The sequence below is a fragment of the Pseudomonas sp. A-RE-19 genome (genome assembly GCF_019956555.1).
Taxonomy (GTDB): Bacteria; Pseudomonadota; Gammaproteobacteria; order Pseudomonadales; family Pseudomonadaceae; genus Aquipseudomonas.
Map to the genome: position 1 here is coordinate 53,876 of NZ_JAHBDQ010000010.1, position 24,213 is coordinate 78,088.

At 59.6% G+C, this 24,213-nt stretch carries 22 protein-coding genes; 13 read left to right on the forward strand and 9 right to left on the reverse strand.

Translation table 11 applies throughout. The features are described 5' to 3' along the window. Positions 1 to 18: 18 nt before the first annotated feature. Positions 19 to 1,188, reverse strand: a complete 1,170-nt coding sequence (locus KGB14_RS07655) for an MFS transporter (RefSeq protein WP_223485374.1) — start codon at positions 1,186 to 1,188, stop codon at positions 19 to 21. Positions 1,189 to 1,480: 292 nt separating this feature from the next. On the opposite strand from KGB14_RS07655, the gene KGB14_RS07660 reads away from it, so the two are divergent. Together KGB14_RS07660 and KGB14_RS07665 are read left to right on the forward strand one after the other, a co-directional pair. Next, positions 1,481 to 2,314 (forward strand): EamA family transporter, encoded by an 834-nt coding sequence (locus KGB14_RS07660; protein WP_223485376.1) that lies wholly within the window; start codon positions 1,481 to 1,483, stop codon positions 2,312 to 2,314. 50 nt (positions 2,315 to 2,364) lie between these two features. Further along, positions 2,365 to 2,751, forward strand: a complete 387-nt coding sequence (locus KGB14_RS07665) for an MAPEG family protein (protein WP_223485377.1) — start codon at positions 2,365 to 2,367, stop codon at positions 2,749 to 2,751. Positions 2,752 to 2,868: 117 nt separating this feature from the next. On the opposite strand, the gene KGB14_RS07670 is transcribed toward KGB14_RS07665, so the two are convergent. Continuing rightward, positions 2,869 to 4,041, reverse strand: a complete 1,173-nt coding sequence (locus KGB14_RS07670) for a murein transglycosylase A (RefSeq protein ID WP_223485379.1) — start codon at positions 4,039 to 4,041, stop codon at positions 2,869 to 2,871. Between the two features lie 128 nt (positions 4,042 to 4,169). Between KGB14_RS07670 and KGB14_RS07675 the strand changes: the two genes are divergently transcribed. Continuing rightward, on the forward strand, positions 4,170 to 4,619 hold the full coding sequence (locus tag KGB14_RS07675; RefSeq protein ID WP_223485381.1) for a c-type cytochrome: 450 nt from the start codon (positions 4,170 to 4,172) through the stop codon (positions 4,617 to 4,619). 64 nt (positions 4,620 to 4,683) lie between these two features. On the opposite strand, the gene KGB14_RS07680 is transcribed toward KGB14_RS07675, so the two are convergent. The 4 genes from KGB14_RS07680 to KGB14_RS07695 form a co-directional block, all read right to left on the reverse strand. Then, positions 4,684 to 5,079 carry a DUF1090 domain-containing protein gene (locus KGB14_RS07680; RefSeq protein WP_223485383.1) on the reverse strand — a complete coding sequence of 132 codons (396 nt, stop codon included), beginning with the start codon at positions 5,077 to 5,079 and terminating at the stop codon, positions 4,684 to 4,686. Positions 5,080 to 5,170: 91 nt separating this feature from the next. Further along, on the reverse strand, positions 5,171 to 6,850 hold the full coding sequence (gene ligB / locus KGB14_RS07685; protein ID WP_223485385.1) for an NAD-dependent DNA ligase LigB: 1,680 nt from the start codon (positions 6,848 to 6,850) through the stop codon (positions 5,171 to 5,173). 228 nt (positions 6,851 to 7,078) lie between these two features. Continuing rightward, positions 7,079 to 8,269 carry a methionine adenosyltransferase gene (metK, locus tag KGB14_RS07690; RefSeq protein ID WP_223485387.1) on the reverse strand — a complete coding sequence of 397 codons (1,191 nt, stop codon included), beginning with the start codon at positions 8,267 to 8,269 and terminating at the stop codon, positions 7,079 to 7,081. 18 nt (positions 8,270 to 8,287) lie between these two features. After that, the gene (locus KGB14_RS07695) at positions 8,288 to 9,283 is read right to left on the reverse strand and encodes an ArsR/SmtB family transcription factor (RefSeq protein ID WP_223485389.1); all 996 of its coding nucleotides are present in this window, start codon (positions 9,281 to 9,283) and stop codon (positions 8,288 to 8,290) included. 266 nt (positions 9,284 to 9,549) lie between these two features. On the opposite strand from KGB14_RS07695, the gene tkt reads away from it, so the two are divergent. From tkt to fba, 6 genes are all read left to right on the forward strand, one after another. Then, positions 9,550 to 11,547, forward strand: coding sequence for a transketolase (tkt, locus tag KGB14_RS07700; RefSeq protein ID WP_223485391.1), 1,998 nt, complete (start codon positions 9,550 to 9,552; stop codon positions 11,545 to 11,547). A 199-nt stretch (positions 11,548 to 11,746) separates the two neighbouring features. After that, positions 11,747 to 12,808 (forward strand): erythrose-4-phosphate dehydrogenase, encoded by a 1,062-nt coding sequence (gene epd, locus KGB14_RS07705; RefSeq protein ID WP_223485393.1) that lies wholly within the window; start codon positions 11,747 to 11,749, stop codon positions 12,806 to 12,808. A 25-nt stretch (positions 12,809 to 12,833) separates the two neighbouring features. Beyond that, a complete protein-coding gene (locus KGB14_RS07710) occupies positions 12,834 to 13,997 on the forward strand; it encodes a phosphoglycerate kinase (protein ID WP_223485395.1) in 1,164 nt (387 codons plus the stop codon). 34 nt (positions 13,998 to 14,031) lie between these two features. Then, positions 14,032 to 14,253: a hypothetical protein gene (locus KGB14_RS07715; RefSeq protein ID WP_123719649.1), complete on the forward strand. Its 222-nt coding sequence runs from the start codon at positions 14,032 to 14,034 to the stop codon at positions 14,251 to 14,253. Positions 14,254 to 14,309: 56 nt separating this feature from the next. Beyond that, on the forward strand, positions 14,310 to 14,642 hold the full coding sequence (locus KGB14_RS07720; RefSeq protein ID WP_223485397.1) for an MliC family protein: 333 nt from the start codon (positions 14,310 to 14,312) through the stop codon (positions 14,640 to 14,642). A gap of 251 nt (positions 14,643 to 14,893) precedes the next feature. Beyond that, positions 14,894 to 15,958, forward strand: a complete 1,065-nt coding sequence (fba, locus tag KGB14_RS07725) for a class II fructose-bisphosphate aldolase (protein WP_008081027.1) — start codon at positions 14,894 to 14,896, stop codon at positions 15,956 to 15,958. Between the two features lie 231 nt (positions 15,959 to 16,189). Here fba and KGB14_RS07730 read toward each other — a convergent pair whose 3' ends face one another. Then, the gene (locus tag KGB14_RS07730) at positions 16,190 to 16,858 is read right to left on the reverse strand and encodes a polysaccharide lyase family 7 protein (protein ID WP_223485399.1); all 669 of its coding nucleotides are present in this window, start codon (positions 16,856 to 16,858) and stop codon (positions 16,190 to 16,192) included. A 324-nt stretch (positions 16,859 to 17,182) separates the two neighbouring features. Between KGB14_RS07730 and KGB14_RS07735 the strand changes: the two genes are divergently transcribed. The 3 genes from KGB14_RS07735 (at position 17,183) to KGB14_RS07745 (ending at position 20,216) form a co-directional block, all read left to right on the forward strand. Further along, positions 17,183 to 19,306: a putative bifunctional diguanylate cyclase/phosphodiesterase gene (locus tag KGB14_RS07735; protein ID WP_223485401.1), complete on the forward strand. Its 2,124-nt coding sequence runs from the start codon at positions 17,183 to 17,185 to the stop codon at positions 19,304 to 19,306. A gap of 45 nt (positions 19,307 to 19,351) precedes the next feature. Further along, positions 19,352 to 19,843 (forward strand): M48 family metallopeptidase, encoded by a 492-nt coding sequence (locus KGB14_RS07740; RefSeq protein ID WP_223485403.1) that lies wholly within the window; start codon positions 19,352 to 19,354, stop codon positions 19,841 to 19,843. Between the two features lie 76 nt (positions 19,844 to 19,919). Continuing rightward, a complete protein-coding gene (locus tag KGB14_RS07745) occupies positions 19,920 to 20,216 on the forward strand; it encodes a helix-turn-helix domain-containing protein (protein ID WP_007894945.1) in 297 nt (98 codons plus the stop codon). 98 nt (positions 20,217 to 20,314) lie between these two features. On the opposite strand, the gene KGB14_RS07750 is transcribed toward KGB14_RS07745, so the two are convergent. Then, entirely contained in the window at positions 20,315 to 20,767 is a 453-nt protein-coding gene (locus KGB14_RS07750) for a GNAT family N-acetyltransferase (RefSeq protein ID WP_223485405.1), read from the reverse strand. A gap of 257 nt (positions 20,768 to 21,024) precedes the next feature. On the opposite strand from KGB14_RS07750, the gene KGB14_RS07755 reads away from it, so the two are divergent. Next, positions 21,025 to 21,762: a substrate-binding periplasmic protein gene (locus KGB14_RS07755; protein ID WP_223485407.1), complete on the forward strand. Its 738-nt coding sequence runs from the start codon at positions 21,025 to 21,027 to the stop codon at positions 21,760 to 21,762. Positions 21,763 to 21,910: 148 nt separating this feature from the next. On the opposite strand, the gene yccS is transcribed toward KGB14_RS07755, so the two are convergent. Beyond that, positions 21,911 to 24,094, reverse strand: coding sequence for a YccS family putative transporter (gene yccS, locus KGB14_RS07760; protein ID WP_223485409.1), 2,184 nt, complete (start codon positions 24,092 to 24,094; stop codon positions 21,911 to 21,913). Positions 24,095 to 24,213: the final 119 nt, after the last annotated feature.

The window sequence follows — 24,213 nt, forward strand, 5'->3', positions numbered from 1 at the left end:
TGGCAAAAACTGACCTTGTCAGCCGGACACATTGACCGTGACGGCACTGCGACGCTGCAGGTAGATGAAAAACAGCGCCGTCAGTACCGTCAACCCGCTGACCAGTGCGCCGGTCCACGGCAAGTCCGCCAGGTCCGCGCCACTGGCCACCACCAGCCCGCCGATCCACGCGCCGGCGGCGTTGCCGAGATTGAATGCGCTTTGATTCAACGTCGATCCGAGGTTCGGCGCTTCATGAGCCTGATCGATGATCAGCAATTGCAGGATCGGGCACAGGGCGAAGGCGAAGATGCCCCACAACACCAGGGTAATCGCCGCCGGAATCACCGAGTGACTGGTCTGGCTGAAGGCGGCCAGCACGATTGCCACGGCCAATGCCATGCCCACCAGCGAAGGCAGCAGACGACTGTCCGCCAACCGACCACCGAGCATGCTGCCCGCGGTCAAACCGACCCCGAACAACAGCAACATGATGGTTACGCCATGCGGGCTGACACCGGTGATGTCTTGCAGGATCGGCGCGATATAGGTGAACACGCTGAACAGGCTGGTGGACGCCAGCACGCTCATGCCCAGCGCCAGCAGCACGTTTACCTTGCCCAGTACTTTGAACTCGCTGGCCAGGTTGGCCTTGTCCATGGGGATTTCCTTGGGCAGCCACACCCACTGTGCGACAGCCGCAATCACCCCAATCACTGACACCGCCCAGAATGTCGAGCGCCAGCCGGCGTATTGCCCGAGCGCGGTGCCCAAGGGAACGCCCAGCACGTTGGCCAACGTCAGACCAGTGAACATCATGGCAATCGCCTGGGCTCGTTTGTTCGGTGCCACCAAGCCGGCGGCGACCACCGAGCCGATCCCGAAAAACGCACCATGGCACAGCGCGGTGATCACCCGTGCGGCCATCAAGGTGGCGTAATTCGGCGCCAGGGCGCAGAGGATGTTGCCGAGAATGAACATCAGCGTCATGCCCAGCAGCGTGGCTTTGCGCGGCATGTTGGCGGTACCGACCGCGAGGATCGGCGCACCGAACACCACCCCCAGTGCGTAACCGGTGATGAGCAAGCCGGCGTGAGGAATGCTCACGGCGAGGTCGCGGGCGACATCGGGCAGCAAGCCCATGATGACGAACTCAGTGGTGCCGATGCCGAAAGCGGCAACGGCCAGTGCAAGCAAGGCGAGTGGCATGCGCAAGGTCTCTGTCGGTAGTCTTGACGCTTTGATCAGGCATACGCAGGCCGACGACCATTCTCGATGAGAGCGGGCAGAGGCAGGAATTATTGGAATTTGTCTGTGCGCAACTGAGTGCGGCGTGGTCGCTTGCAGTATAAACAGCTGCGGACATATGGCGAATCAAATCTCTGCCCCGCCCTTGCAGGAGCTGCCGAAGGCTGCGATCTCTTGATCCTGAAAATCAAAATCAAAAGATCGCAGCCTTCGGCAGCTCCTGCGAGGGAGGGGGCAACATAAGGAGTGTGCCGTGCTTGCGACGGTTCTGGTGTTGGTGGCGGCGCTGTTGCACGCGGCGTGGAATACCCTGATCAAATTCAGCGCGGAACGGCTGTTGGTGGTGGCCTGCATGGACAGCGTGGCGCTGCTGTTTGTCGCGCTGATGCTGCCGTTCGTGGCGTCGCCGCCACTGGAGATGTGGCCGTGGATTCTCGCGTCGGCAGCATTCGAGTTGCTCTATCGCTACCTGTTGATTCAAGCCTATCGGGTCGGCGATCTGGGTCTTGTCTACCCCTTGATGCGTGGCCTGTCACCGCTGGTGGTGTTGGCACTGACGCTGATCTTCGCCGGGGAAGTACTGACGACTCAGCAAATCTTCGGCATTTTGCTGATCCCGTTTGGCATGTTGTGCCTGCTCTGGCAAGGAGGTGGCGGAGTGCGTCTGCCGTGGTCAATGCTGCCGGTGGTGGCACTGATCGGGTTGTGCATCGGTTGCTACACCTTCATTGATGGTCAGGCCTTGCGGCGCTGGTCTCATCCGCTGGATTACCTGGTTTGGGTCACCGTGTTCAGTGCCTGGCCGTTTCCGCTGTTGGCGCTGGTGAGCAAGCGCCCGGCGTTCATGCAGTTCTGGCGTGAGCAGTGGCGGCTGGGATTGGCGGTCGGGTTTTGCGTATTGTTCAGCTACGCTCTGGTGCTGTGGGCCATGCAGCTCGGTTCGATTGCCGAAGCAGCGGCGCTGCGCGAGATCAGCGTGATTCTGGTGGTGCTGTTCGGCATGCGCTACCTGAAAGAACCTTTCGGCAGGCCGCGGCTCTTAGCCTGTGGGCTGGTGCTGATCGGCATGTTGGTGATGAAGTTTTAGTCACCCCTGATGGAACTCGATTTTCTATAACTTGAAGAAAGGACTGCGTTATGACAGTTGCTCTGTGGTGCATTTTGATCGCGATCTGCCTGCCATATCTGTGCACGGGTGTCGCCAAATTCAGCGGTGGCAAGTTCGGGCTGAAACAGAATCATGACCCGCGAGCGTTTCTGGATTCGCTCGAAGGGGTGGCCAGACGTGCACATTCGGCGCAGTTGAACAGCTTCGAAGTGACCCCGGCGTTTGCGGCGGCGGTCATCGTCGCGCACCTGGCCGGCAATGCCGAACTGGTGACGATCAATGTGCTCTCGGTGTTGTTTATTACCAGTCGGCTGCTCTACATCATTTGCTATCTGGCGGACTGGGCGATTCTGCGGTCGCTGATGTGGGCCGTTGGCATGGGGCTGATCGTCAGTTTCTTTGTTGTGTCTGTTTAACGGCAAGATCAAAAGATCGCAGCCTTCGGCAGCTCCTACAGGGATCGATGTTCATCCGCGATATTGCAGCGCACACGGTCAATGTAGGAGCTGCCGAAGGCTGCGATCTTTTGCTTTTTAAAGTTTGTCAGCCACCTGTGGTACTTGTGGCAACGCTGCCCCTTTAGGCCAAAGCATCCAGATCTGCCCCTGCTGTTTCATGTCGCCGGCCAATTGCCCGGCCGCCTCACCGGTGCCCCAGAACAGATCCGCGCGGACCTCGCCGGCAATCGCGCCGCCAGTATCTTGAGCCGCCACCGGGCGTACCAATGCGCTGCCGTCCGGGCGTGTGGTCGATAACCACAACAGGCTGCCGAGCGGAATCACCTTGCGATCCACCGCCGCGCTATAACCTGCGGTCAGCGGCACATTCAGCGAGCCGCGTGGCCCTTCGTTGCTGTCCGGGTTGCGATTGAAGAACACGTAGCTTGGGTTGCTGCCGAGCAGTTCGGGAATGCGCGTCGGATTGGCCTTGGCCCAGGTGCTGATAGCGCCCATGGTCACGTCTTCTTTCTTCAGCTCACCTTGGTCTACCAGCCAGCGGCCGATGGGCCGGTAAGGGTGGCCGTTCTGGTCGGCATAGCCGATGCGCAGTTGGCGGCCATCGTCGAGCTGGATGCGACCCGACCCCTGGATTTGCAGAAATTGCAGGTTCATCGGGTCGGTCAGCCAGGCAATCACCGGCGCCTTCACACCTTTGGTTTCAATGGTTGCCGCGTCGTCGTATGGCTTGAGCACGCGACCTTCGAGTCTTCCGCGCAGGCGTTTGCCTTTGAGTTCCGGGTAGAGACTGTCCAGCGAGACGATGATCATGTCCTCGGGCACACCGTACACCGGGATGTTGGCTTCCTCGGTCTGGGTCAGGCTGCCGGGGTACACTGGTTCGTAGTAACCGGTAATCAGGCCATTGGGGTTGTCATTGGCGGCACGCAGGCCATAGACGTCCAGGTTCTGTTTGAGGAAGCCGCGGATGTCATTGGCGGTTGGCTGCACATTGATGGAAGCCGCACAGGTGCTGCCCCAGACCGGGTCGGCCTTGAGTCGGGTGCAGGCACTGCGCCACGAGCCGAAACCGGCGACGAGGTCGTTGTCCGACACCGCCGGAAGCGCTTCCCAGGTGGCGCTGGAATAGGTCGCCAGCGCGTGGGTTTTCGGTGTGTTGCTGTCGCCACCGGTGCAACCTGCAAGCACGGCCACCATCGGAAGGGACCAGGCCAGGTTGTGACGCCATGTCTTGAAACGGCTGTTCATGGAGTAATTCCTTTGCCGGTTGCCTGAGTGCTCCATGCGCTCAAACAACCCGTATTGATAATAGGGCTATTGGTCTTTGCCGGTGACGCGAGGATACTGGCCGCCGTTTCCAGTGATCTGAAGCCACCATGACTCTTAAAAGACTTTCTGTTGTATTGCTGGCCTGCCTGACCTTGTCCGCCTGCGGCGGTGTCGACCCGAACTCGCCTCTGGGTCAGCGCAAGGCGATCTTCAAGCAGATGCTCAAGGCTGGGGAAGACCTGGGCGGCATGTTGCGTGGGCGTATTCCGTTCGATGGCCCGAAATTCGCCGACGGCGCCGTGAAGCTCGACGCGTTGTCCCATGAGCCGTGGAAACATTTCCCGCCGGTGCGCGAAGAAGATCACACCAGCGCCAAGGATGATGTCTGGCAGAAGCAGGCACGCTTCCAGGAAATGGCCCGCACCCTTGAAGGCGCCACCGGTGAACTGGTGATTGCCAGCCAGGTTCAGCCCTACAAGGCCAGTAACCTGGGGCCGGCGGTGCAGAAAGTCGAAGATGCCTGCAGTGCCTGCCATAAAGAGTTTCGGGATCATTGATTCCAGAAAAGATCGCAGGGCAGGAGCTGCCGAAGGCTGCGATCTTTTGATCTTGAACGATCTTTTACTTATCCAGCTCATCCAGCGCTTCCTGCAATTCCTTGCGCGATTGGGCCAGTTTTTCTTTGCGTTTGTTGATCTTCTCGGCGTCGCCTTTTTTCATTGCCTTGTCGAGGTCGGCCTGCCGCGTGCTGACTTCGTGTTTGGCATCGAGCACCTTGTTTTCCCGCTCCCTCTTCAAGGAGGCGTCGGTGCAATTGGCAGTGACTTCGCTCAGGGCGGTTTCCAGCCCGGCTTGTTGATCGGCGTTGCCGCGGGACTTGGCCAGTTCAATCTGATTGATGATGCCCTGTTTTTTAGCGGCGCAGCCGGTCAGGCCCGGGGCCTCTTCGTCGGCCATCAATGGAGCGGCCAGCACGCTGCACAGAGTCAACAGGGCGAGCGGTGAAAGAAATTTCATAAAAGCTCCAGGTGAAAAAGTCGATGTAGCGATGGGCTGTTTGAGCCCATCGGCACCTTTGGGTTCCCGGGCTGGCGGGCATCACCGGTGGCTAGAAACCATCAATTCCGGCAACACGCAATGTCTCACTCAAGGCCAGGACCTGCGGGTCGCGGAAAAATGCGCTCAATTGCGCTGCGCGTCCCGGGCCAATGCCGGCTTCGGCCTGCCATTGCTCGGTGTTTCGTTGCGCCAGCGCCTGCCATGAGTCGGCGAGGCGCGCCTGGCCGGTCGGCGGCATACCCAGGGCTTTGAGCCAGCGAGCGAACGGGCGTTGCCGGGCGCTGTTGAAACTGTTCGAAAGACGAGCACTGCTGCGCTCGCCGAAGCCGTCAATGGTAGCAAGCTCTTGCTCATTGAGGGTCAACCAATCGAGCAGGTTGCCGAGGCGTTTGGCCTTGAGCAGTTTCTCCCAGGTGCCCGTCCCGACATGAGGCAAGGCCAGGCCCTGTTTGCCGCTGAGCCAGGCCAGGCGTGCGAGGAATTGGCTTTCGCATCCGGGTGTCGGCTGCCAGCAGCTTAACGGATGAAAGTCTGCTGCCCGCGGTACGTTCAATTCAGGTCGTTCGGTGCTGCGCAATACGACACCATCGAGCCTGGGAATGGTCAGCCCCGCCAGGCTGATGGCGACCTGATCGCCGGGACGAATGTCCAGCGTTTCCCAGCGTTGCAGGGAGCTGACACTCACGCGCTTGATCTGCCGGTCATCGAGCATCACCGGTGCCAGGTCCAGTACCGGTGTGATTCGTCCGGTTCGTCCGATCTTGAAGTGGACCTTGCGCACCTCGGCCAGCGCCTGGGCAAAAGGGTATTTCCAGGCGACGCTCCAGTAAGGCGTCTTCGCCTGCCAGCGTTCGGCCGGTGGGCGTTGGTTCTGGCGCAAGACAACGCCATCGCTGGCAAAGGGCAGGGGCGAGCGATACCAGTGATCGCGCCAGCGTTCAGCATCGGCAAATGTCTCGATCGGCTGACTGTAGGGCGTCGTGCTCGGGAACCCCAGCTCATCCAGTGCTGCGACGCGGGCGGGCAGGTTTTTCGGGCCCTGCGGCCAGTCCCAGACAAACAAACCGATACCGGCGGCATGCTCGGCGCTCAGCGCCTTGCGCGCCATCAACCCGGCCACCGTGGTGCGGGCATTGAGGCTGCCGGACTGGGCTTGTACATGTTCGGTCAGGCGCCAATAGAGTTCGCCTTGCAGCAGCAGGTTTAGCGGTTGCGGAAGTTTTTGAGGAATGGCGGCGATCTGGCGCGCCGAGGCAGTCCAGTCCTGGCCATTTACCCCGTCCCCCCGACTGATCGCCTGGTGCAGCAAACCGCTGCGATAGATCAAAGTCACCGCCACGCCATCGACCTTGGGCTGAATCCAGACCTCTCTCCGATCTTTCAGCCAGGTTTCGACGGCACGCCCATCGCGCAGTTTTTCCAGGCCGGTGTGGGCGATGGGGTGAGCGACCGTGCCGCCGGCCGTGCGCAATGGTTCGGCCCAGGGACCTGAGTCAAAACATTCGCGCCATTCGGTCAGTCGTGCGCGGGACTGATCATAGAGTTCATCGGCGATCAGCGATTGGCCTTCACGATGGTAGCTGTCGTCCCAGCGATCGATCTGCTGTTGCAGGGTGCTGATTTCCTCCTGCGCGCGGGCGGGTGGCCAGTCGGGGCATTCCTCGGCGTTGGCGGTCAGGCAGGTGCAGGTCAGCAGGAAACCGAAAAACAGGCGCAGGTTGGGCAGCATCGAGAGCGTCCTTGCTCGTTGGGATGCTTTCAAGGCTAGTCAGTTTTCGGGTGTGGGTTGCAGGGGTGTAATTCTGCGTGTTTCGAGATAGGAAGATCAAAAGATCGCAGCCTTCGGCAGCTCCTACACACCTGTGGGCGCTGCCGAAGGCTGCGATCTTTTGATCTTCCTCATGAAAAAGCCCCGCACGGCGAACCGTACGGGGCTTTGGGTACCGCCGGGGAAGTCTTACAGCCCGGCCGCGACACGCAGGTCGTTGGCGCGGTCGGTTTTTTCCCAGGTGAAGGTAGTGAACGTATCGTCGCCCACAGTCTTGGTGGCCGGGGTGCGACCAAAGTGGCCGTACGCAGCGGTTTCCTGGTACATCGGGTGCAGCAGGTCGAGCATGGTGGTGATCGCGTATGGACGCAGGTCGAACACTTCGCGAACCAGTTTGACGATCTTGTCGTCGCTGATTTTGCCGGTGCCGAAGGTGTTCAACGAAATCGACGTAGGCTGAGCAACACCGATCGCGTAGGAAACCTGAATCTCGCAACGCTCGGCCAGGCCGGCAGCGACGATGTTCTTGGCCACGTAACGACCGGCGTAGGCCGCCGAACGGTCAACCTTCGATGGATCCTTGCCGGAGAACGCGCCGCCGCCGTGACGGGCCATGCCGCCGTAGCTGTCGACGATGATCTTGCGACCGGTCAGGCCGCAGTCGCCAACCGGGCCACCGATGATGAACTGGCCGGTCGGGTTGATGTGGAACTGGGTGTCCTTGGACAGCAGCTCGGCAGGCAGTACGTGCTTGACGATCAGTTCCATCACGCCTTCGCGCAGGTCTTTGTAGGACACGTCAGGGTTGTGCTGGGTCGACAGTACAACGGCGTCGATACCGACAACCTTGCCGCCTTCGTAACGGCAAGTCACTTGCGACTTGGCGTCCGGGCGCAGCCAAGGCAGCAGGCCGGATTTACGGGCTTGGGCCTGACGTTGAACCAGCTGGTGCGAGAAGGTGATCGGTGCAGGCATCAGCACGTCGGTTTCGTTGCTGGCGTAGCCGAACATCAGGCCCTGGTCACCGGCGCCCTGGTCTTCAGGCTTGGCACGGTCGACGCCCTGGTTGATGTCGGGGGACTGCTTGCCGATGATGTTCATCACGCCGCAGGTCGCACCGTCGAAGCCGACATTGGAGCTGTTGTAGCCGATGTCGAGAATCACGTTACGGACGATGTCTTCCAGATCGACCCAGGCCGACGTAGTGACTTCACCTGCAATGATTGCCACGCCGGTTTTCACCAGGGTTTCGCACGCCACGCGGGCGAACTTGTCTTCAGCAATGATGGCGTCCAGCACCGCATCGGAAATCTGGTCGGCGATTTTATCCGGATGCCCTTCGGACACGGACTCGGAGGTGAAGATGGAGTATTCGCTCATCTCGATTTTTTCCTGAATTTACCGATGGTGAGTGTCGCCAGCCGGTCGCTGAAAATGGCGGACCTGTATCTGGAAACCATTACGTAAGCCTACATAGAGGCTTTCCCCGGGAACGAGTCCCGCAGCGGTGGCCCAACGGGCCAGATCGTCCTGTTCAAACCCCAACCAGAGATCACCGCAGGCCTCCCTGGCCCAACTCTGGTTGTGGCTACATAACTCTGTCACGAGCAGGCTACCGCCCGGTTGCAGCAGGTCGGCCATGTGCTTGAGTGCTTCGGCCGGCGCGGCGAAATGGTGCAGCACCATATTCAGTACAACGCAGTTGGCTTGAAGGCTTACACCGTTCAATGCATCGGCCAATTGCAGGCTGACGTTAGCCAGCGTTTCACGTTCACAGACCTGACGGGCCAGATCGAGCATCGCCGGGCTGTTGTCCAGCGCCGTGACCTGAGCGAAACGACGCGCCAGCTCCGGCAGGAAACCGCCATCGCCGGGGCCCACTTCGATGGCCGTGGCGTCAGGACCGAAACTCAGCTTGTCGAGCAATGCCACCACGCTTTCGCGGTATTGCGGCAGGCCGGCGATCAAGTCTTGCTGGGCGCGAAACTTCTCCGCCACCCGTGAGAAAAAGTCCTGGCTGGCCGCCGCCCGTTGCCCGTGGACCTGAGCGATCCGTGACTGAACATCGGCAGGCAAGGTCAGGTTGTCCACTTCTTCCAGCAGCGCGGCATGCAGTTTGCCGCCCAGCAGATCGGTATGGGGCAGGGCGCGACGGTAGAAAATCGCATTGCCTTCACGGCGGGTCGCCACCAGGTCGGCCTGGGCCAGAACCTTGAGGTGATGACTCATGCCGGACTGGCCGATGCCGAAGATCTGCGCCAGTTCCAGTACGCCGAACGAATCGTTGGCCAGCGCGCGCAATACATTCAGCCGCAGCGGATCGCCGCCGGCCTTGCATAGGGCCGCCAGCTCATCGCAATCGTCATGTCGAATGGAGGGCACGCGTAAATTCATAAGGCCAGCAGTCTAGTGACGCTCAGAAATCCCCGCAAGAGCAATATCAAAAAGTTTTGATATTGCTCGATGGATGGCACTTCTCAGCGTTAGGTTCAGTCAGCAAACGAACGGCGGAAAGGTTTCACCCGTCGAATACGTCGTTATCGATTGGAAAAACGCCTTCGGATGACTATCTGTCATTGCCCCGAGGGCGGTCGGTGAGGGAAAATGCTCGCCTTTTTTCCGTTTCGTTTTATTCACTCAATATCCGCAGGAGAACAGCGATGCCCAGCCGTCGTGAGCGTGCCAACGCCATTCGTGCCCTCAGCATGGATGCCGTGCAAAAAGCCAACAGCGGCCATCCCGGTGCCCCTATGGGTATGGCGGATATCGCCGAGGTACTTTGGCGTGACTACCTGAAGCACAACCCGAGCAATCCATCGTTCGCCGACCGTGACCGCTTCGTGCTGTCCAACGGTCACGGCTCGATGTTGATCTACTCGCTGCTGCACCTGACCGGCTACGACCTGTCGATCGATGACTTGAAAAGCTTCCGCCAGCTGCACAGCCGTACCCCGGGTCACCCGGAATACGGCTACACCCCGGGCGTCGAGACCACCACCGGTCCACTGGGCCAAGGCCTGGCCAACGCCGTGGGTTTCGCCCTGGCGGAAAAAGTCCTGGCGGCGCAGTTCAACCGTCCCGGTCATAACGTCGTTGATCACCACACCTACGTGTTCCTGGGTGATGGCTGCATGATGGAAGGCATTTCCCACGAAGTCAGCTCCCTGGCCGGCACCTTGGGCCTGGGCAAACTGATCGCCTTCTACGATGACAACGGCATCTCCATCGACGGCGAAGTCGAAGGCTGGTTCACCGATGACACGCCGAAGCGTTTCGAAGCCTACAACTGGCAGGTGATCCGCAACGTCGACGGTCACGACCCGGAAGAAATCAAGATCGCCATCGACACGGCGCGCAAAAGCGAGCAACCGACGCTGATCTGCTGCAAGACCACCATCGGTTTCGGTTCGCCGAACAAGCAAGGCAAGGAAGACTGCCACGGCGCCCCGTTGGGTGACGCGGAAATCGCCCTGACCCGTGAAGCACTGAAGTGGAACCACGGCCCGTTCGAAATCCCGGCCAATATCTATGCCGAGTGGGACGCCAAGGAAGCCGGTCGCGCTGCCGAAGCCGAGTGGGATCAACGTTTCGCTGCTTACTCCGCTGCCTTCCCTGAGCTGGCCAACGAACTGATTCGTCGTCTGAGCGGCGACCTGCCGGAAGACTTCGCTGAAAAAGCCTCGGCGTATATCGCTGAAGTCGCGGCCAAGGGCGAAACCATCGCCAGCCGTAAAGCCAGCCAGAACGCCCTGAATGCGTTCGGCCCGCTGCTGCCGGAACTGCTCGGCGGTTCGGCTGACCTGGCCGGTTCCAACCTGACCTTGTGGAAAGGTTGCAAAGGCGTCACCGCCGAAGATGCCAGCGGCAACTACATGTACTACGGTGTTCGCGAGTTCGGCATGAGCGCGATCATGAACGGCGTGGCCCTGCACGGCGGCCTGGTGCCTTACGGCGCGACCTTCCTGATGTTCATGGAATACGCCCGCAACGCAGTACGCATGTCGGCGCTGATGAAGAAACGCATCATCTATGTGTTCACCCACGACTCCATCGGTCTGGGCGAAGACGGCCCGACTCACCAGCCGATCGAGCAACTGGCCAGCCTGCGCTGCACGCCGAACCTCGACACCTGGCGTCCAGCCGATGCCGTTGAATCGGCAGTGGCCTGGAAATGCGCGCTGGAGCGTGACGATGGTCCATCGGCACTGATCTTCTCCCGTCAGAACCTGCAGCACCAAACCCGTGATGCCGTGCAGATCGAGTGCATCAATCGCGGCGGCTACGTGCTGAAAGACTGCGCGGGCGAGCCTGAGCTGATCCTGATCGCCACCGGTTCGGAAGTCGGTCTGGCCGTTCAGGCCTTCGACAAACTGACCGAGCAAGGCCGCAAGGTGCGTGTGGTTTCGATGCCGTGCACCAGCGTCTTCGAAGCCCAGGATGCCGGCTACAAGCAAGCGGTTCTGCCGTTGCAGGTCAGCGCGCGTATCGCCATCGAGGCCGCTCACGCGGACTACTGGTACAAGTACGTGGGCCTGGAAGGTCGCGTGATCGGCATGACCACCTACGGCGAGTCGGCGCCTGCGCCGGCCTTGTTCGAAGAGTTCGGCTTCACCCTGGAAAACATTCTGGGTCAGGCTGAAGAGCTGCTGGAAGACTAAAACACGACGCGGCGGCCCTGGCTGCCGCGTTCCCCTGTAGGAGCTGCCGAGAGAAACGAGGCTGCGATCTTTTGATCCTGATCTTAAAAAACAAGATCAAAAGATCGCAGCCTCGTTTCACTCGACAGCTTCTACCAGCTCCTACAGGGGAATTGTGTTGTTAACGAGACTTCGTCTGCCTGCGTCTATCGAGAACCCCATGCCTCAACCGCGTCCTTACAAAGTTGCACTCAACGGCTACGGCCGGATTGGTCGTTGCGTCTTGCGTGCGTTGTTTGAGCGAGGCTCGACGGCCGGGTTTGAAATTGTGGCGATCAACGATCTGGCCGACATGGCCAGCATCGAATACCTGACACGCTTCGATTCCACTCACGGGCGGTTTCCCGGCGAAGTGAAGGTCGAGGGCGATTGTCTGCATATTAATGGCGACTGCGTGAAGGTCCTGCGCAGTGCCACCCCCGAAGGCATCGATTGGGCGTCCCTGGGCGTCGATCTGGTGCTGGAGTGCTCCGGCGCTTACCACACCCGTCAAGATGGCCAGCGTTTCCTTGACGCCGGCGCGCCACGGGTACTGTTTTCCCAGCCGATGGCCAGCGAGACCGATGTCGACGCCACCATCGTCTACGGCGTGAACCAGGATTGCCTGACCGGCGACGAGCTCCTGGTATCCAATGCGTCCTGCACCACCAACTGCGGTGTGCCGCTGTTGCGCCTGCTGGATCAGGCCATTGGTCTGGAATACGTGTCGATCACCACCATCCATTCGGCGATGAACGATCAACCAGTGATTGACGCCTATCACCACGAAGACCTGCGCCGCACCCGTTCGGCGTTCCAGTCGGTGATTCCGGTGTCCACTGGTCTGGCGCGAGGCATTGAACGCCTGTTGCCGGAACTTGCCGGGCGAATTCAGGCCAAAGCCGTGCGGGTGCCGACGGTTAACGTGTCCTGCCTCGACATTACGATGCAGACCGTAAGTGATACCGACGCCACCGAGGTCAACCGGATTCTGCGCGAGGCCGCCACCCATGGCCCGCTCAAGGGCCTTCTGGCCTACACCGAGTTGCCTCACGCCAGTTGTGATTTCAATCATGACCCACATTCGGCCATCGTCGATGCCAGTCAGACCCGCGTTTCCGGCCCACGGCTGGTGAACATCCTGGCCTGGTTCGACAACGAATGGGGTTTTGCCAATCGAATGCTGGACGTTGCAGAACACTATTTGCAAACAGCTGCACCACAACCAAAACCTGCTCTCTAAAACAGCTATCCAGGAAATGCGACCCATGACCGTGTTGAAGATGACCGACCTCGATCTGCAAGGTAAGCGCGTACTGATCCGCGAAGACCTCAACGTCCCAGTCAAGGACGGTGTTGTCACCAGCGATGCGCGAATCCTGGCTTCGCTGCCGACCATCAAGCTGGCCCTGGAAAAAGGCGCGGCCGTGATGGTCTGCTCGCACCTTGGCCGTCCGACCGAAGGCGAGTTCTCGGCCGAGAACAGCCTCAAACCAGTGGCTGACTACTTGAGCCGCGCCCTGGGCCGCGAAGTGCCGCTGGTGTCCGATTACCTGGGCGGCGTCGACGTGAAAGCCGGCGACATCGTGTTGTTCGAAAACGTGCGCTTCAACAAGGGCGAGAAAAAGAACGCCGACGAATTGGCCAAGCAATACGCGGCCCTGTGCGACGTATTCGTGATGGACGCCTTCGGCACCGCTCACCGCGCCGAGGGTTCGACCCATGGCGTGGCCAAGTTCGCCAAAGTCGCTGCCGCTGGCCCGTTGCTGGCCGCTGAACTGGACGCACTGGGCAAAGCTCTGGGCGCCCCGGCGCAGCCAATGGCCGCTATCGTTGCCGGTTCCAAAGTGTCGACCAAACTCGACGTGCTCAACAGCCTGAGCCAGATCTGCAACCAGTTGATCGTCGGTGGCGGCATCGCCAACACCTTCCTGGCTGCGGCCGGTCACCCGGTCGGCAAATCCCTGTACGAGCCGGACCTGCTGGACACCGCCCGTGAAATCGCTGCCAAGGTCAGCGTGCCACTGCCGGTGGACGTGGTGGTTGCCAAGGAATTCGCTGAAAGCGCGACTGCGACCGTCAAGCTGATCGCCGACGTGGCCGCCGACGACATGATCCTGGACATCGGCCCACAGACCGCGGCGAATTTCGCCGAGCTGTTGAAGTCGTCCAAGACCATTCTGTGGAACGGCCCGGTGGGCGTGTTCGAATTCGACCAGTTCGGTAACGGCACCAAAGTGTTGGCCCAGGCCATCGCCGAAAGCTCGGCGTTCTCCATCGCCGGCGGCGGTGACACCCTGGCGGCCATCGATAAATATGGCGTTGCCGATCAAATCTCCTACATTTCTACCGGTGGCGGCGCGTTCCTCGAATTCGTCGAAGGCAAAGTGCTGCCGGCCGTTGAAGTCCTGGAAAGCCGGGCCAAGGCCTGAGGCCGCGCATTTGACCAGGCAAAGGAGTGTTCACATGGTCAGGACCCTGGTGCTGTTGATCGCCGCGGGTATGTTGGCGGCTTGCGGGAGTAACCCGAAAGCCACGCCGGAACCCGCGCCGCAAACACAGGAAAAAGGCTGCTACCAGGCCGACTGGCAAGCGGAAACCAACCCGGTGATCAACAAGCGCTCCGGACCCGATGGCCTGGATAAATACGAGACCCAGACCCCGGCCAAGGAACATGGCTGCCCTTGACGGGTCTGACTCTTTACTCAGGGCTGGTGGCATGCGCCATCAGTCGAGGAACATGGATGAAAGGCTTTATCGCCGTTGCGGCACTGGCATTACTGGCAGGTTGCGCCAATTTGAACCTGTTCAACACTGCCGGTCCGGCGGACAGTTGGACCACCTGGACCTGTGACAGTCAGGCCAAAGTGCTCTGGCGCTACACTGACATCAACCGCAAGGAAGTCGACGTTCGCCTGGGCGGCGCCGATCAGGTCTACCGCTTGAAGCTTGAACCGGGCGCCGAAGGTTCGCTGTACAGCAACGACATGCTGGCGTTTCACGTAAAAGGTGAGGAAGGCCTGGTGTACTGGGTCGCCACCAATGATTTGATTGGCCGCGGTTGTAAAGCGCAGTAATTGACACACCACGGACCTAATGTGGGAGCGAGCCTGCTCGCGAAAGCAGTCTGACAGTCACTGCACTGTTGACTGCAAGGCCGCTTTCGCGAGCAGGCTCGCTCCCACAAGGGATTCGTGTAGTTCTTCAGATTTAGGCAACACCGAATTCGCAGCCCGGGCCAACCCCCGATCTGCAATAACTTGAATAGCCGCCGCCGCTACGGCAGGCTGGCACGATTAACGACCCTCAACCGGGAGAGACACACACAATGGCACTTATCAGCATGCGCCAGATGCTGGACCACGCAGCCGAGTTCGGCTACGGCGTTCCAGCCTTCAACGTCAACAACCTTGAGCAGATGCGCGCCATCATGGAAGCCGCTGACAAGACTGACTCCCCGGTGATCGTCCAGGCTTCGGCCGGTGCTCGCAAATACGCAGGTGCCCCGTTCCTGCGTCACCTGATCCTGGCGGCAATCGAAGAATTCCCGCACATCCCGGTGTGCATGCACCAGGACCACGGCACCAGCCCTGACGTCTGCCAGCGCTCCATCCAACTGGGCTTCAGCTCGGTGATGATGGACGGTTCCCTGGGCGAAGACGGCAAGACCCCGACCGACTACGACTACAACGTCCGTGTTACCCAACAAACCGTGGCCATGGCTCACGCCTGCGGCGTATCGGTAGAAGGCGAGCTGGGCTGCCTGGGTTCGCTGGAAACCGGCATGGCCGGTGAAGAAGACGGCATCGGCGCCGAAGGCGTTCTGGATCACAGCCAGATGCTGACCGACCCGGAAGAAGCCGCTGACTTCGTCAAACGCACTCAGGTCGACGCCCTGGCCATCGCCATCGGCACCAGCCACGGCGCGTACAAGTTCACCAAGCCGCCTACCGGCGACGTGCTGGCCATCGACCGCATCAAAGAAATCCACAAACGCATCCCGAACACCCACCTGGTGATGCACGGTTCGTCTTCGGTTCCGCAAGAGTGGCTGGCGATCATCAACCAGTACGGCGGCGACATCAAAGAAACCTACGGCGTACCGGTTGAAGAAATCGTCGAAGGCATCAAGCACGGCGTGCGCAAGGTCAACATCGACACCGACCTGCGTTTGGCTTCCACTGGTGCGATGCGTCGTTTGATGGCTACCAACCCTAGCGAGTTCGATCCTCGTAAGTTCTTTGGTGCGACTGTGACGGCGATGCGTGATGTGTGTATCGCTCGTTACGAAGCGTTCGGCACTGCCGGTAATGCTTCGAAGATCAAACCGATCTCGTTGGAAGCGATGTACCAGCGTTACCTCAAAGGTGAGTTGAACGCCAAGGTGAACTAAGCCTGAGCGTTTTATAGCGTTGATGAAAAACCCGCCGAGAGGCGGGTTTTTTGTGATCGGAGATTTGACGCGCGCTGCTTCAACGGTTCGATTTATCGTCAAACCCCACGCTGCTCGATCACCCGAAACACTCAAGATCAAAAGATCGCAGCCTTCGGCAGCTCCTGCAGGGGCTGGTGGAGATGCTGCAATGGTTGGACTCTTTACCGACGTTCAGGCAATCAAGCCGCTCTAGCTGTCGTGATCAATATCCAGATGACTGAACGTCACTTCCCCGCCTTCGGTGGTGTACCCGGTGTTGTCCTGCACATAAACCCCGGCCTTGAAGTACAACGGCTTATCACGCCACATCGTGCTGATGTCGGTATCCCATTGGTAACCCGCCGCACTGATGCCCAATGCGCCGCCAGGGCTGAGGTGGATGAGGTAGGAGAATTCCTGATTGAGCTTCACGCCGGTGGCGATGGTGATGATCCGGGGGGTGTCGTCGTCGGGGTGCATGCGGACCTTGGCGACGATGTTGCCGGTCGAGCTGTAGGTTTTGTATTGAAACTCGACCTTCACCAAGGGCTTCTGGCTGTTGTAGGCGTGAATCTGGCCAATGACGATTTTGCCCGAGCTGGGGACCTGGCTGACCGAAAGGGTCGCACGCAGGGAATTGTCCGCGTCCGGGTAGTACCAGTTTTTCAGCGTGCCATTGCTGTAGGTTTCGCGCAGTTCGGTGCGAGGGTAGATCGCATTTTCAGTGCGGCTGCCGGTTACCGGGGACCAGAAAAAAAGTGTGCCAGAGTCGGAGTTGAAGTACTGATCCTTGAAGCCGTCTACCAGCTTGGCTGTTTCAACGGTGTAGGGCGGACTACCGACAGGAACGCTGAGGTTCCAGGTTGCGAGATCGATCATTGTCAGAGCTTCCACTTTATTTTATTGCTGCACGCTCGTACCAGAAGCTCTAGCACGCGCCTTCGGGGGCCTCTTTATAAGCGTAGAACGGTTGTTTGTTAACACCCGTCTGGCAAATAGTTGGCGTCAACAACCTGTCGAAATGCCATCTTTCCCGGTTTATGCGGCTTACAGGACTGACCGTTAGTCGGCTATGTGAAACTTTACTGAAGTGATGGCATACCGGCAGCTTCTGCTTTAGCGGATCCGGGTCTAGAGTGAAGTCGCACTATGTGTCCGGTTTTCACAAGAGACCGGCCTGAAGTCCCGAACAAGAGATGCAGCATGGAATGCGCACAACCTACGCCAGCTGAAGGCAGCTCAATCCTATTAATTGTCGATGATTACCCTGAAAACCTGATTAGCATGCGTGCGTTGTTACAGCGCCAGGACTGGCAGGTCATTACCGCCGCTTCCGGTTTTGAAGCGCTCAGCCTGTTACTCGAACACGAAGTCGACCTGGTGTTGCTGGATGTGCAGATGCCGGGCATGGACGGTTTTGAAGTCGCGCGCCTGATGCGCGGCAGCCAGCGAACCCGCCTCACGCCGATCATTTTCCTGACCGCCAACGAACAATCCCAGGACGCTGTGATCAAGGGCTACGCCAGTGGCGCGGTGGATTACCTGTTCAAACCATTCGACCCGCAAATTCTCAAACCCAAAGTCCAGGCGCTGCTCGAGCACCAGCGTAGTCGCCGCGCCTTGCAGCAGTTGAGCCATGACCTGGAAGCCGCCCGGGCCTTCAATGCCTCGGTGCTGGATAACGCCGCCGAAGGCATTCTGGTGGTGGGTGAGGAGGGGCTGATTCGCTTTGCCAACCCGGCGATGTCCCGGCTGCTCAATGCCACGGTGCACGAGCTGCAAGGCAAGGAATTTCTGGATTTCCTGCAAAAGCCGCACATCCCGATCTGGGCCGACTCCGAATTGTTTGCCGGCTACAAACGCGGTGAAACCCTGCGCCTGCACGATGCGTTACTGCGTACGGCGCCCGGCCAGCAAGTGCCGGTGGCGTTGTCCTGCGCGCCTTTGCCCGCCGAGCAGCAGGCCATGGTGGTGACGGTGCTGGACATGTCGGTGGTACGCCACCTGCATCAGCAGCTGGAGTTCCAGGCCGTGACCGATCCGCTGACCGGGCTGCTCAATCGCCGGGGTTTCTACCAGACCGTTGAAAACCTCCTGCTGCGCGGCGAACGTTCCGACAGCACCTGGGTGCTGTTGTACCTGGACCTCGACGGCTTCAAGCGGGTCAATGATTCCCTCGGCCACGATGCTGGCGACCGAGTGCTGCGGTGGGTGTCCGAGCAGTTGAAGGCGTGTCTGCGGCCCTTCGACATTCTGGCGCGGATGGGCGGCGATGAGTTCACCGCACTGCTGGATCTTGAGCTCCCCGAGCAGGCGGCGAAGATTGCCGAGAAGCTCATCGAGCGGGTGTCGATCTGTCAGCAAATCGAAGGCATGGACATCGCCTTGGGCGCCAGCATCGGCATTGCCACTTACCCCGATTGCGGGGCCAATCTCGACGGGTTAATGCGGGCGTCCGACATCGCCATGTACGAAGCCAAGCGTGCCGGGCGTCAGCAATATCGCTTTTACGATCACGAAATGAATGGCCGTGCGCGCTCGCGGTTGATGCTTGAAGAGAGCGTGCGCACGGCCATCGAGAACCGCGATTTCAATTTGGTGTATCAGCCTCAAGTGGCCATCGCCGACGGGCAGATTCGCGGGTTCGAGGCGTTGCTGCGCTGGCAGCATCCGAGTGTCGGCGATGTACCGCCGGGCCTGTTTTTGCCGTTGCTGGAAGAGGCGCGGTTGATCAGTCGTCTGGGCAGCTGGATTTACCATCGCGGGGCCAAGCAACGAAAAGCCTGGGAAACCTTGTTTGCCGAAGACCTGGTACTGGGCGTCAGTTTGAGCAGCACGCAATTCGGTTTGCCCAACCTGGTCACCGAACTGCGTCAGGTGCTGGAGCGCCATGGTTTAAAGCCGCGTCAGCTGGAAGTCGAGGTCACGGAAGAAGCCTTGATGCTCAACCCCGATGAAACGCGCAAGCAATTGCGTTTGCTGCGCAATCTTGGGGTACGGGTGGCGCTGGATGACTTCGGCTCCGGCGCATGTTCGCTGGCGCACTTGCGAGACCTGCAGCTGGACACGCTCAAACTCGACCGGCATTTGATCGCCCGGTTGCCGGGCTCCGAACGGGATGCGGCGCTGGCACGCAGTGTCATTGATCTGTGCAAACAGTTCGGTCTGTTGGTGATTGCCGAAGGGGTGGAGACGGTGGCGCAATATGAATGGCTGCAAGCCAACGGTTGCCAGTACGTGCAGGGTTTTCTGGTGGCGCGACCGTTGATGGCCGAAGACACCCGTCACTTTGTGGAACCGTTCGACTGGAACGCGCTGACGAGTTGAATTCGCTACACTGGCGACCATTCCGTGATTTGTGTTGCCGCCCCAATGACTGCGTTGAAATACCTCCAGGCCTATCCCGCTACGTTGCAGGATCAAGTGCGCCAGCTGATTGCCGAAGGCCGGCTGGGCGATTACCTGAGCCAGCGGTATCCGGAAAAGCACGGGGTGCAGAGCGACAAGGCGCTGTATGCCTATGCCTTGGACCTCAAACAGGAATACCTGCGTAACGCCCCGGCGATCGACAAGGTGTTATTCGACAACCGTCTGGACCTGACCCACCGCGCGCTCGGCCTGCACACGGCGATCTCCCGGGTGCAGGGCGGCAAGCTCAAGGCCAAGAAAGAAATTCGCATCGCCTCGCTGTTCAAGGACGCGGCGCCGCAGTTTCTGAAAATGATCGTGGTGCATGAGCTGGCGCACTTCAAGGAGTCGGATCACAACAAGGCGTTCTACAAGCTGTGCGAACACATGTTGCCGGGGTATCACCAGGTGGAGTTTGACTTGCGGGTGTACCTGACGTGGCGGGATATGCACTGAAAGATCAAGATCAAAAGATCGCAGCCTTCGGCAGCTCCTGCGCGCCTGTGGGCATCTTCTAATAAGGGGCGCATGGATGGACGTGAGCAAGACCAAGAGCAGCTTCTACCGCCGGTTATACGTGGCGTACCTGATCGACAGCGGGCTGGCCAGCAGCGTCCCGGCGTTGACTGAAGTGACTGGCATGCCCCGGCGCACGGCCCAGGACACCATCGCGGCATTGGCGGATCTGGATATTGTTTGTGAGTTCGAGCAGGAAGAAGGCGCGCGTAACCATGCAGGGCGCTATCGGATTCGCGAGTGGGGGGCGATTGATCGGGGGTGGATCGAGCGTAATCTGCGGCAGATTAAAGCGGTGTTGGAATATCCCTGAAATCCTGCAGTGACAGGGCTGACGCCTTCGCGGGCAAGCCTCGCTCCTACAGGTCCGCTGTAAATCCGTAGGAGCGAGGCTTGCCCGCGAAGAGGCCCTCAGGAGCGACGCATCCCGATATGCGGAATGTCATCCTCCAGGTATTCCTCGCCTACCACCACAAACCCGTACCGCCCGTAATACCCCTGCAAATGCGCCTGGGCCGAGAGGTAGATCGGCACTTCAGGCCAGTGCTTTTCGGCCTGTTTCAACGCCTGGCTCATCATTTCATGCCCCAGCCCGGTGCCCCGTGCAGTGGGGGCGATAATCACCCGCCCAATCACCACGTCGCCGCCCTGTAACTGTGGGTCGAGCAATCGCAGGTAGGCCACCAATCGATCCCCGTCCCAGCCCATCAAATGACAGGTATCACCTTCCAGATCCTGACCATCGATGTCCTGATAAAGGCATTTCTGCTCGACGATGAACACCTCGGCACGCAGCTGCAAAATGGCATACAGCTGCTCCTTACCCAGGTCGCTGTGGTGTTTGCAGATCCAATCGATTGTCATCTTCAGATTCCTTGAACAACGTTGCTCCGATACTAAGCGTCCTGACACGGGATGTCTTTATGAAGAGAAATCTGTGATAAAGGCCAAAATGCCATCATTCATTTCTCGCGAGATTGTCTTCTTTGTGTAATCTGCGATGAAGCACTGCGCAACGGCCTCAATAAGCTAATGTTAGGACCTGGGTTTCGCCGGTAGGGAGCCTTGGAGTTTTGGCTGAAAAACACGTCGGGCAGCTCGCCCGCTAAGGATTTTCAAGCATGCCGCGATTGCATCGAGCGTTTGCTTTGATTGGATTGCTGTTGCTGACACAGAGCGCGACAGCGGAAAAGCTGCGGCTGGTAGCCGATGCGTGGCCACCCTTTACCGACGCCACGCTGGTCAATGGCGGATTGGCCACGGACATCGTCAGCACTGCGTTGGCCCGGGCCGGTTATGCCAGTGATTTCGAACAGGTGCCGTGGGCGCGAGCCTTGTTTGGGGTGGGCGAGGGACGTTACGACGTGTTGGTCAACACCTGGTACACCGACGAGCGCACGAAGCTGGGGCAGTTTTCCGGTGAGTATCTGCTCAACCGGGTGCGCTTTCTCAAGCGCAAAGATGCGCCGATCGAATTCAGCAACCTGCAACAACTGCACACTTACCCGATCGCGGTGGTACGCGGTTATGCCTATTCGCACGAGTTTGATGACGATGTGTCGTTGCAGAAAGTCCCGGTGCATAACTTCGCCATGGCCGTACGGATGGTCGCGGCTGATCGGGTCAAACTGACTCTGGAAGACGAGTTCGTCGCCCGGTATTACCTCGCTCGTGAATCACCCAAAGTACGCAATGCCGTGGAGTTTTTGCCCAAGCCGTTGAGCGAGAACAGCCTGCATATTCTGGTGAGCCTGAAGAACCCGCTGCATGAACAGATCGTCGCCGGTTTTGACCGCGAGATTGCGGCGATGAAGGTTGATGGAAGTTATGACAAGTTGCTCAAGCAGCATGGGATGTAATGAGAGGGTTTTGTGGGTGGCTGATGACCTCATCGCGAGCAGGCTCGCTCCCACAGGGGCTGCGGTACATAGCGGATCTGTGTCCGACCCAAAATCCAATGTGGGAGCGAGCCTGCTCGCGATGAGGCCCGCCCAATCAGCAAAAATCTCAGGCTTCGCTAGTGTCTTTAATGAGATGCGCCGCCAACGTCCGCAACGGCCCCAACTGCCGGCAAATCAACGCCAGTTGCGTCTGCACCAGCCGCTGCCCTTCATCGATCTCATCCGGCATCTGCTCAAGCGCATTGGCCAGCGCTTCTTCCTTGTCGCTCTGTATGGCAACGGGTTGTTTGCTCGCCAGGCCTTGGGCGATTTCGTCGAGGCTGGCGGCCAGGTTCACGCCGGCGCCGTCGATCAAATGCTCGCGCACGTCCGATGGTAGCTGGGTTTCGCGATGCGCCCCCAGTCCCGACAAATAGCTGAGCAAGGTGTGCGACAGCACCAGGAAACGAAACCCGACATCCGCTTCCTTACGAAAGTGCCCCGGCTCCATCAGCATGTTGGCCAACGTCGTCGACAACGCGGCATCGGCGTTGTGCGCGTTGCGTCGGGCCAGACGATAAGCCAGGTCGTCGCTTTTACCGGCGGCGTATTGCTGCATGATCTGGCGCAGGTAAATGCTGTTGCAAGTCAGGGTATTGGCCAGCACTTTGTTCAGGCGTCGACCCTGCCAGTCTGGCAGAAACAGAAATACAGCCAGCCCGGCGATCAGGCTGCCCAGCAAGGTATCGAACAGTCGCGGCAGGAGTAGCCCATAACCATCGCCCACCTGGTTGAAGCAAAACAGCACCATGATCGTGATCGCGGCAGTCGCCAGGGTGTAGCGGGTGGTGCGGTTGGTAAAGAACACCACCCCGGCAACGATGGCGAAGCTCGACTGGATCAACGGGTTCGGGAACAGATCGAACAGCGCCCAGGCCACGGTCAGGCCAATGGCGGTGCCGATGATCCGCTGCCCAAGTTTGCGGCGGGTGGCGCCGTAATTCGGCTGACAGACAAACAGCGTGGTGAGGATGATCCAGTAACCTTGCGACGGGTGGATCAAATGCACCATGCCGTAGCCGATGCTCAACGCCAGGGGCAAGCGCAGGGCATGGCGGAACAGCAACGAGGTTGGCGTCAGCTGCGTGCGCAAGCGTATCCAGACATCCTTGAGGCTGCGGGGTGAGCGGTCGAGCAGGCTGCTGTCGGTGGCGTCCGCGAGCGCATCGGGGTTGCTGGCGTCGCTGAGCAAACGGTCGAGGGTGCCGAGGTTGGCGGCCAATGCCCGCAACGAACGCAGCAGACCACGCCAGGCCGGATTGCTCTGGATGCGCAGGTGTTCGAGGGAGGCGTGCAGGTCGCTCAAGGCTTCGGCAAAGCTTGCGTCATAGATGAATGGCTGACGCATCTGGATCGATTCGGCCAGGGCGCGGCAAGCCTTGCCTTGCTGGCGCAGCAGGCGCTGACAGCGGAACAGCACGTCGCTGTGGAAGAACGCTTCGGCCAGCGCGTTGTAGGGGTAGTGCGAGGAGCTGGCGCGCTCGTGGATGTCCTGGGCGAGAAAATACAGCTTCAGGTAACGGCTAAGCTTCGAACCGGGTCGGCCATCACCAACCCTGTGCAGAATGATTTCCTTGGCGGCGTTCAGGGCTGCCACCACCCGGCCATTCTGCTGGGCCAGTTCCAGTCGCCGCGCTTCCACGTCCATCTGCCGGATCGGTTCGAACAGCGACGATTTCAGCTTCAGGTAATAACCCAGTTCACGGAACAACCGCGCCAGGCTTTGCTGCACCGGTTGATTGGAAAACATCGCCTGCCACAGCACCGAGAGCAAGCCATACCAGGCCGCACCGGCCACCAGCAGCACCGGCTCGTGCCAGAAATCAGTGACCGCGCCGCCGCGCTGGTCCACACCGATCATGGTGTAGACCGATAGAATCAGCGTCGCCGACGCAATCGCCCCATACCGTTCGCCCAGAGCGCCGAGCATGGTCAGACAGAAGCTGGCCAGGGCAAAGGCGATGATAAAGAGGACGGGGTAGGGGAAGAGCAGTTCGACGGACAGGGCGGCGACCATAAAACACATCAGCGTCACGGCCAGTGCGTTGAGGCGGCCCTGCCAACTGTCGTCGGTTTCGGCCAGGGCACTGGCGATAATCCCCAGGAACAACGGGATCAGCAGACCCATTTCGTCCTTGTACCAACACAGCGCCATGCTGCCGGTCAGGGCGATGAATACCCGCACGCTGTAACTGAATTTATCCAGCGCCCAGAGGCGACGCAGAGACTGACGGAATGTGGTCGATGACATGAAGTGCGAAGGCCTTCCGAGGCAATGACGCTAAATTGAGCCAGTAATGACGCCGACGCAATGGCGCCGATCACATCTGACAGCAAAATCTGTTCCTTTAAAGATCAACGCATAACGAA

Excerpts from the sequence above, each read along its gene's own strand:
- KGB14_RS07740 (WP_223485403.1), top strand. The coding sequence starts at position 19,352 with ATGACTGCGTTGAAATACCTCCAGGCCTATCCCGCTACGTTGCAGGAT.
- KGB14_RS07745 (WP_007894945.1), top strand. The coding sequence starts at position 19,920 with ATGGACGTGAGCAAGACCAAGAGCAGCTTCTACCGCCGGTTATACGTG.
- KGB14_RS07675 (WP_223485381.1), top strand. The coding sequence starts at position 4,170 with ATGACTCTTAAAAGACTTTCTGTTGTATTGCTGGCCTGCCTGACCTTG.
- KGB14_RS07715 (WP_123719649.1), top strand. The coding sequence starts at position 14,032 with ATGGTCAGGACCCTGGTGCTGTTGATCGCCGCGGGTATGTTGGCGGCT.
- KGB14_RS07655 (WP_223485374.1), bottom strand. The coding sequence starts at position 1,188 with ATGCCACTCGCCTTGCTTGCACTGGCCGTTGCCGCTTTCGGCATCGGC.
- KGB14_RS07665 (WP_223485377.1), top strand. The coding sequence starts at position 2,365 with ATGACAGTTGCTCTGTGGTGCATTTTGATCGCGATCTGCCTGCCATAT.
- KGB14_RS07710 (WP_223485395.1), top strand. The coding sequence starts at position 12,834 with ATGACCGTGTTGAAGATGACCGACCTCGATCTGCAAGGTAAGCGCGTA.
- metK (WP_223485387.1), bottom strand. The coding sequence starts at position 8,269 with ATGAGCGAATACTCCATCTTCACCTCCGAGTCCGTGTCCGAAGGGCAT.
- tkt (WP_223485391.1), top strand. The coding sequence starts at position 9,550 with ATGCCCAGCCGTCGTGAGCGTGCCAACGCCATTCGTGCCCTCAGCATG.
- KGB14_RS07680 (WP_223485383.1), bottom strand. The coding sequence starts at position 5,079 with ATGAAATTTCTTTCACCGCTCGCCCTGTTGACTCTGTGCAGCGTGCTG.
- yccS (WP_223485409.1), bottom strand. The coding sequence starts at position 24,094 with ATGTCATCGACCACATTCCGTCAGTCTCTGCGTCGCCTCTGGGCGCTG.
- KGB14_RS07755 (WP_223485407.1), top strand. The coding sequence starts at position 21,025 with ATGCCGCGATTGCATCGAGCGTTTGCTTTGATTGGATTGCTGTTGCTG.
- KGB14_RS07750 (WP_223485405.1), bottom strand. The coding sequence starts at position 20,767 with ATGACAATCGATTGGATCTGCAAACACCACAGCGACCTGGGTAAGGAG.
- ligB (WP_223485385.1), bottom strand. The coding sequence starts at position 6,850 with ATGCTGCCCAACCTGCGCCTGTTTTTCGGTTTCCTGCTGACCTGCACC.
- KGB14_RS07730 (WP_223485399.1), bottom strand. The coding sequence starts at position 16,858 with ATGATCGATCTCGCAACCTGGAACCTCAGCGTTCCTGTCGGTAGTCCG.
- KGB14_RS07735 (WP_223485401.1), top strand. The coding sequence starts at position 17,183 with ATGGAATGCGCACAACCTACGCCAGCTGAAGGCAGCTCAATCCTATTA.
- epd (WP_223485393.1), top strand. The coding sequence starts at position 11,747 with ATGCCTCAACCGCGTCCTTACAAAGTTGCACTCAACGGCTACGGCCGG.
- KGB14_RS07720 (WP_223485397.1), top strand. The coding sequence starts at position 14,310 with ATGAAAGGCTTTATCGCCGTTGCGGCACTGGCATTACTGGCAGGTTGC.
- fba (WP_008081027.1), top strand. The coding sequence starts at position 14,894 with ATGGCACTTATCAGCATGCGCCAGATGCTGGACCACGCAGCCGAGTTC.
- KGB14_RS07695 (WP_223485389.1), bottom strand. The coding sequence starts at position 9,283 with ATGAATTTACGCGTGCCCTCCATTCGACATGACGATTGCGATGAGCTG.
- KGB14_RS07670 (WP_223485379.1), bottom strand. The coding sequence starts at position 4,041 with ATGAACAGCCGTTTCAAGACATGGCGTCACAACCTGGCCTGGTCCCTT.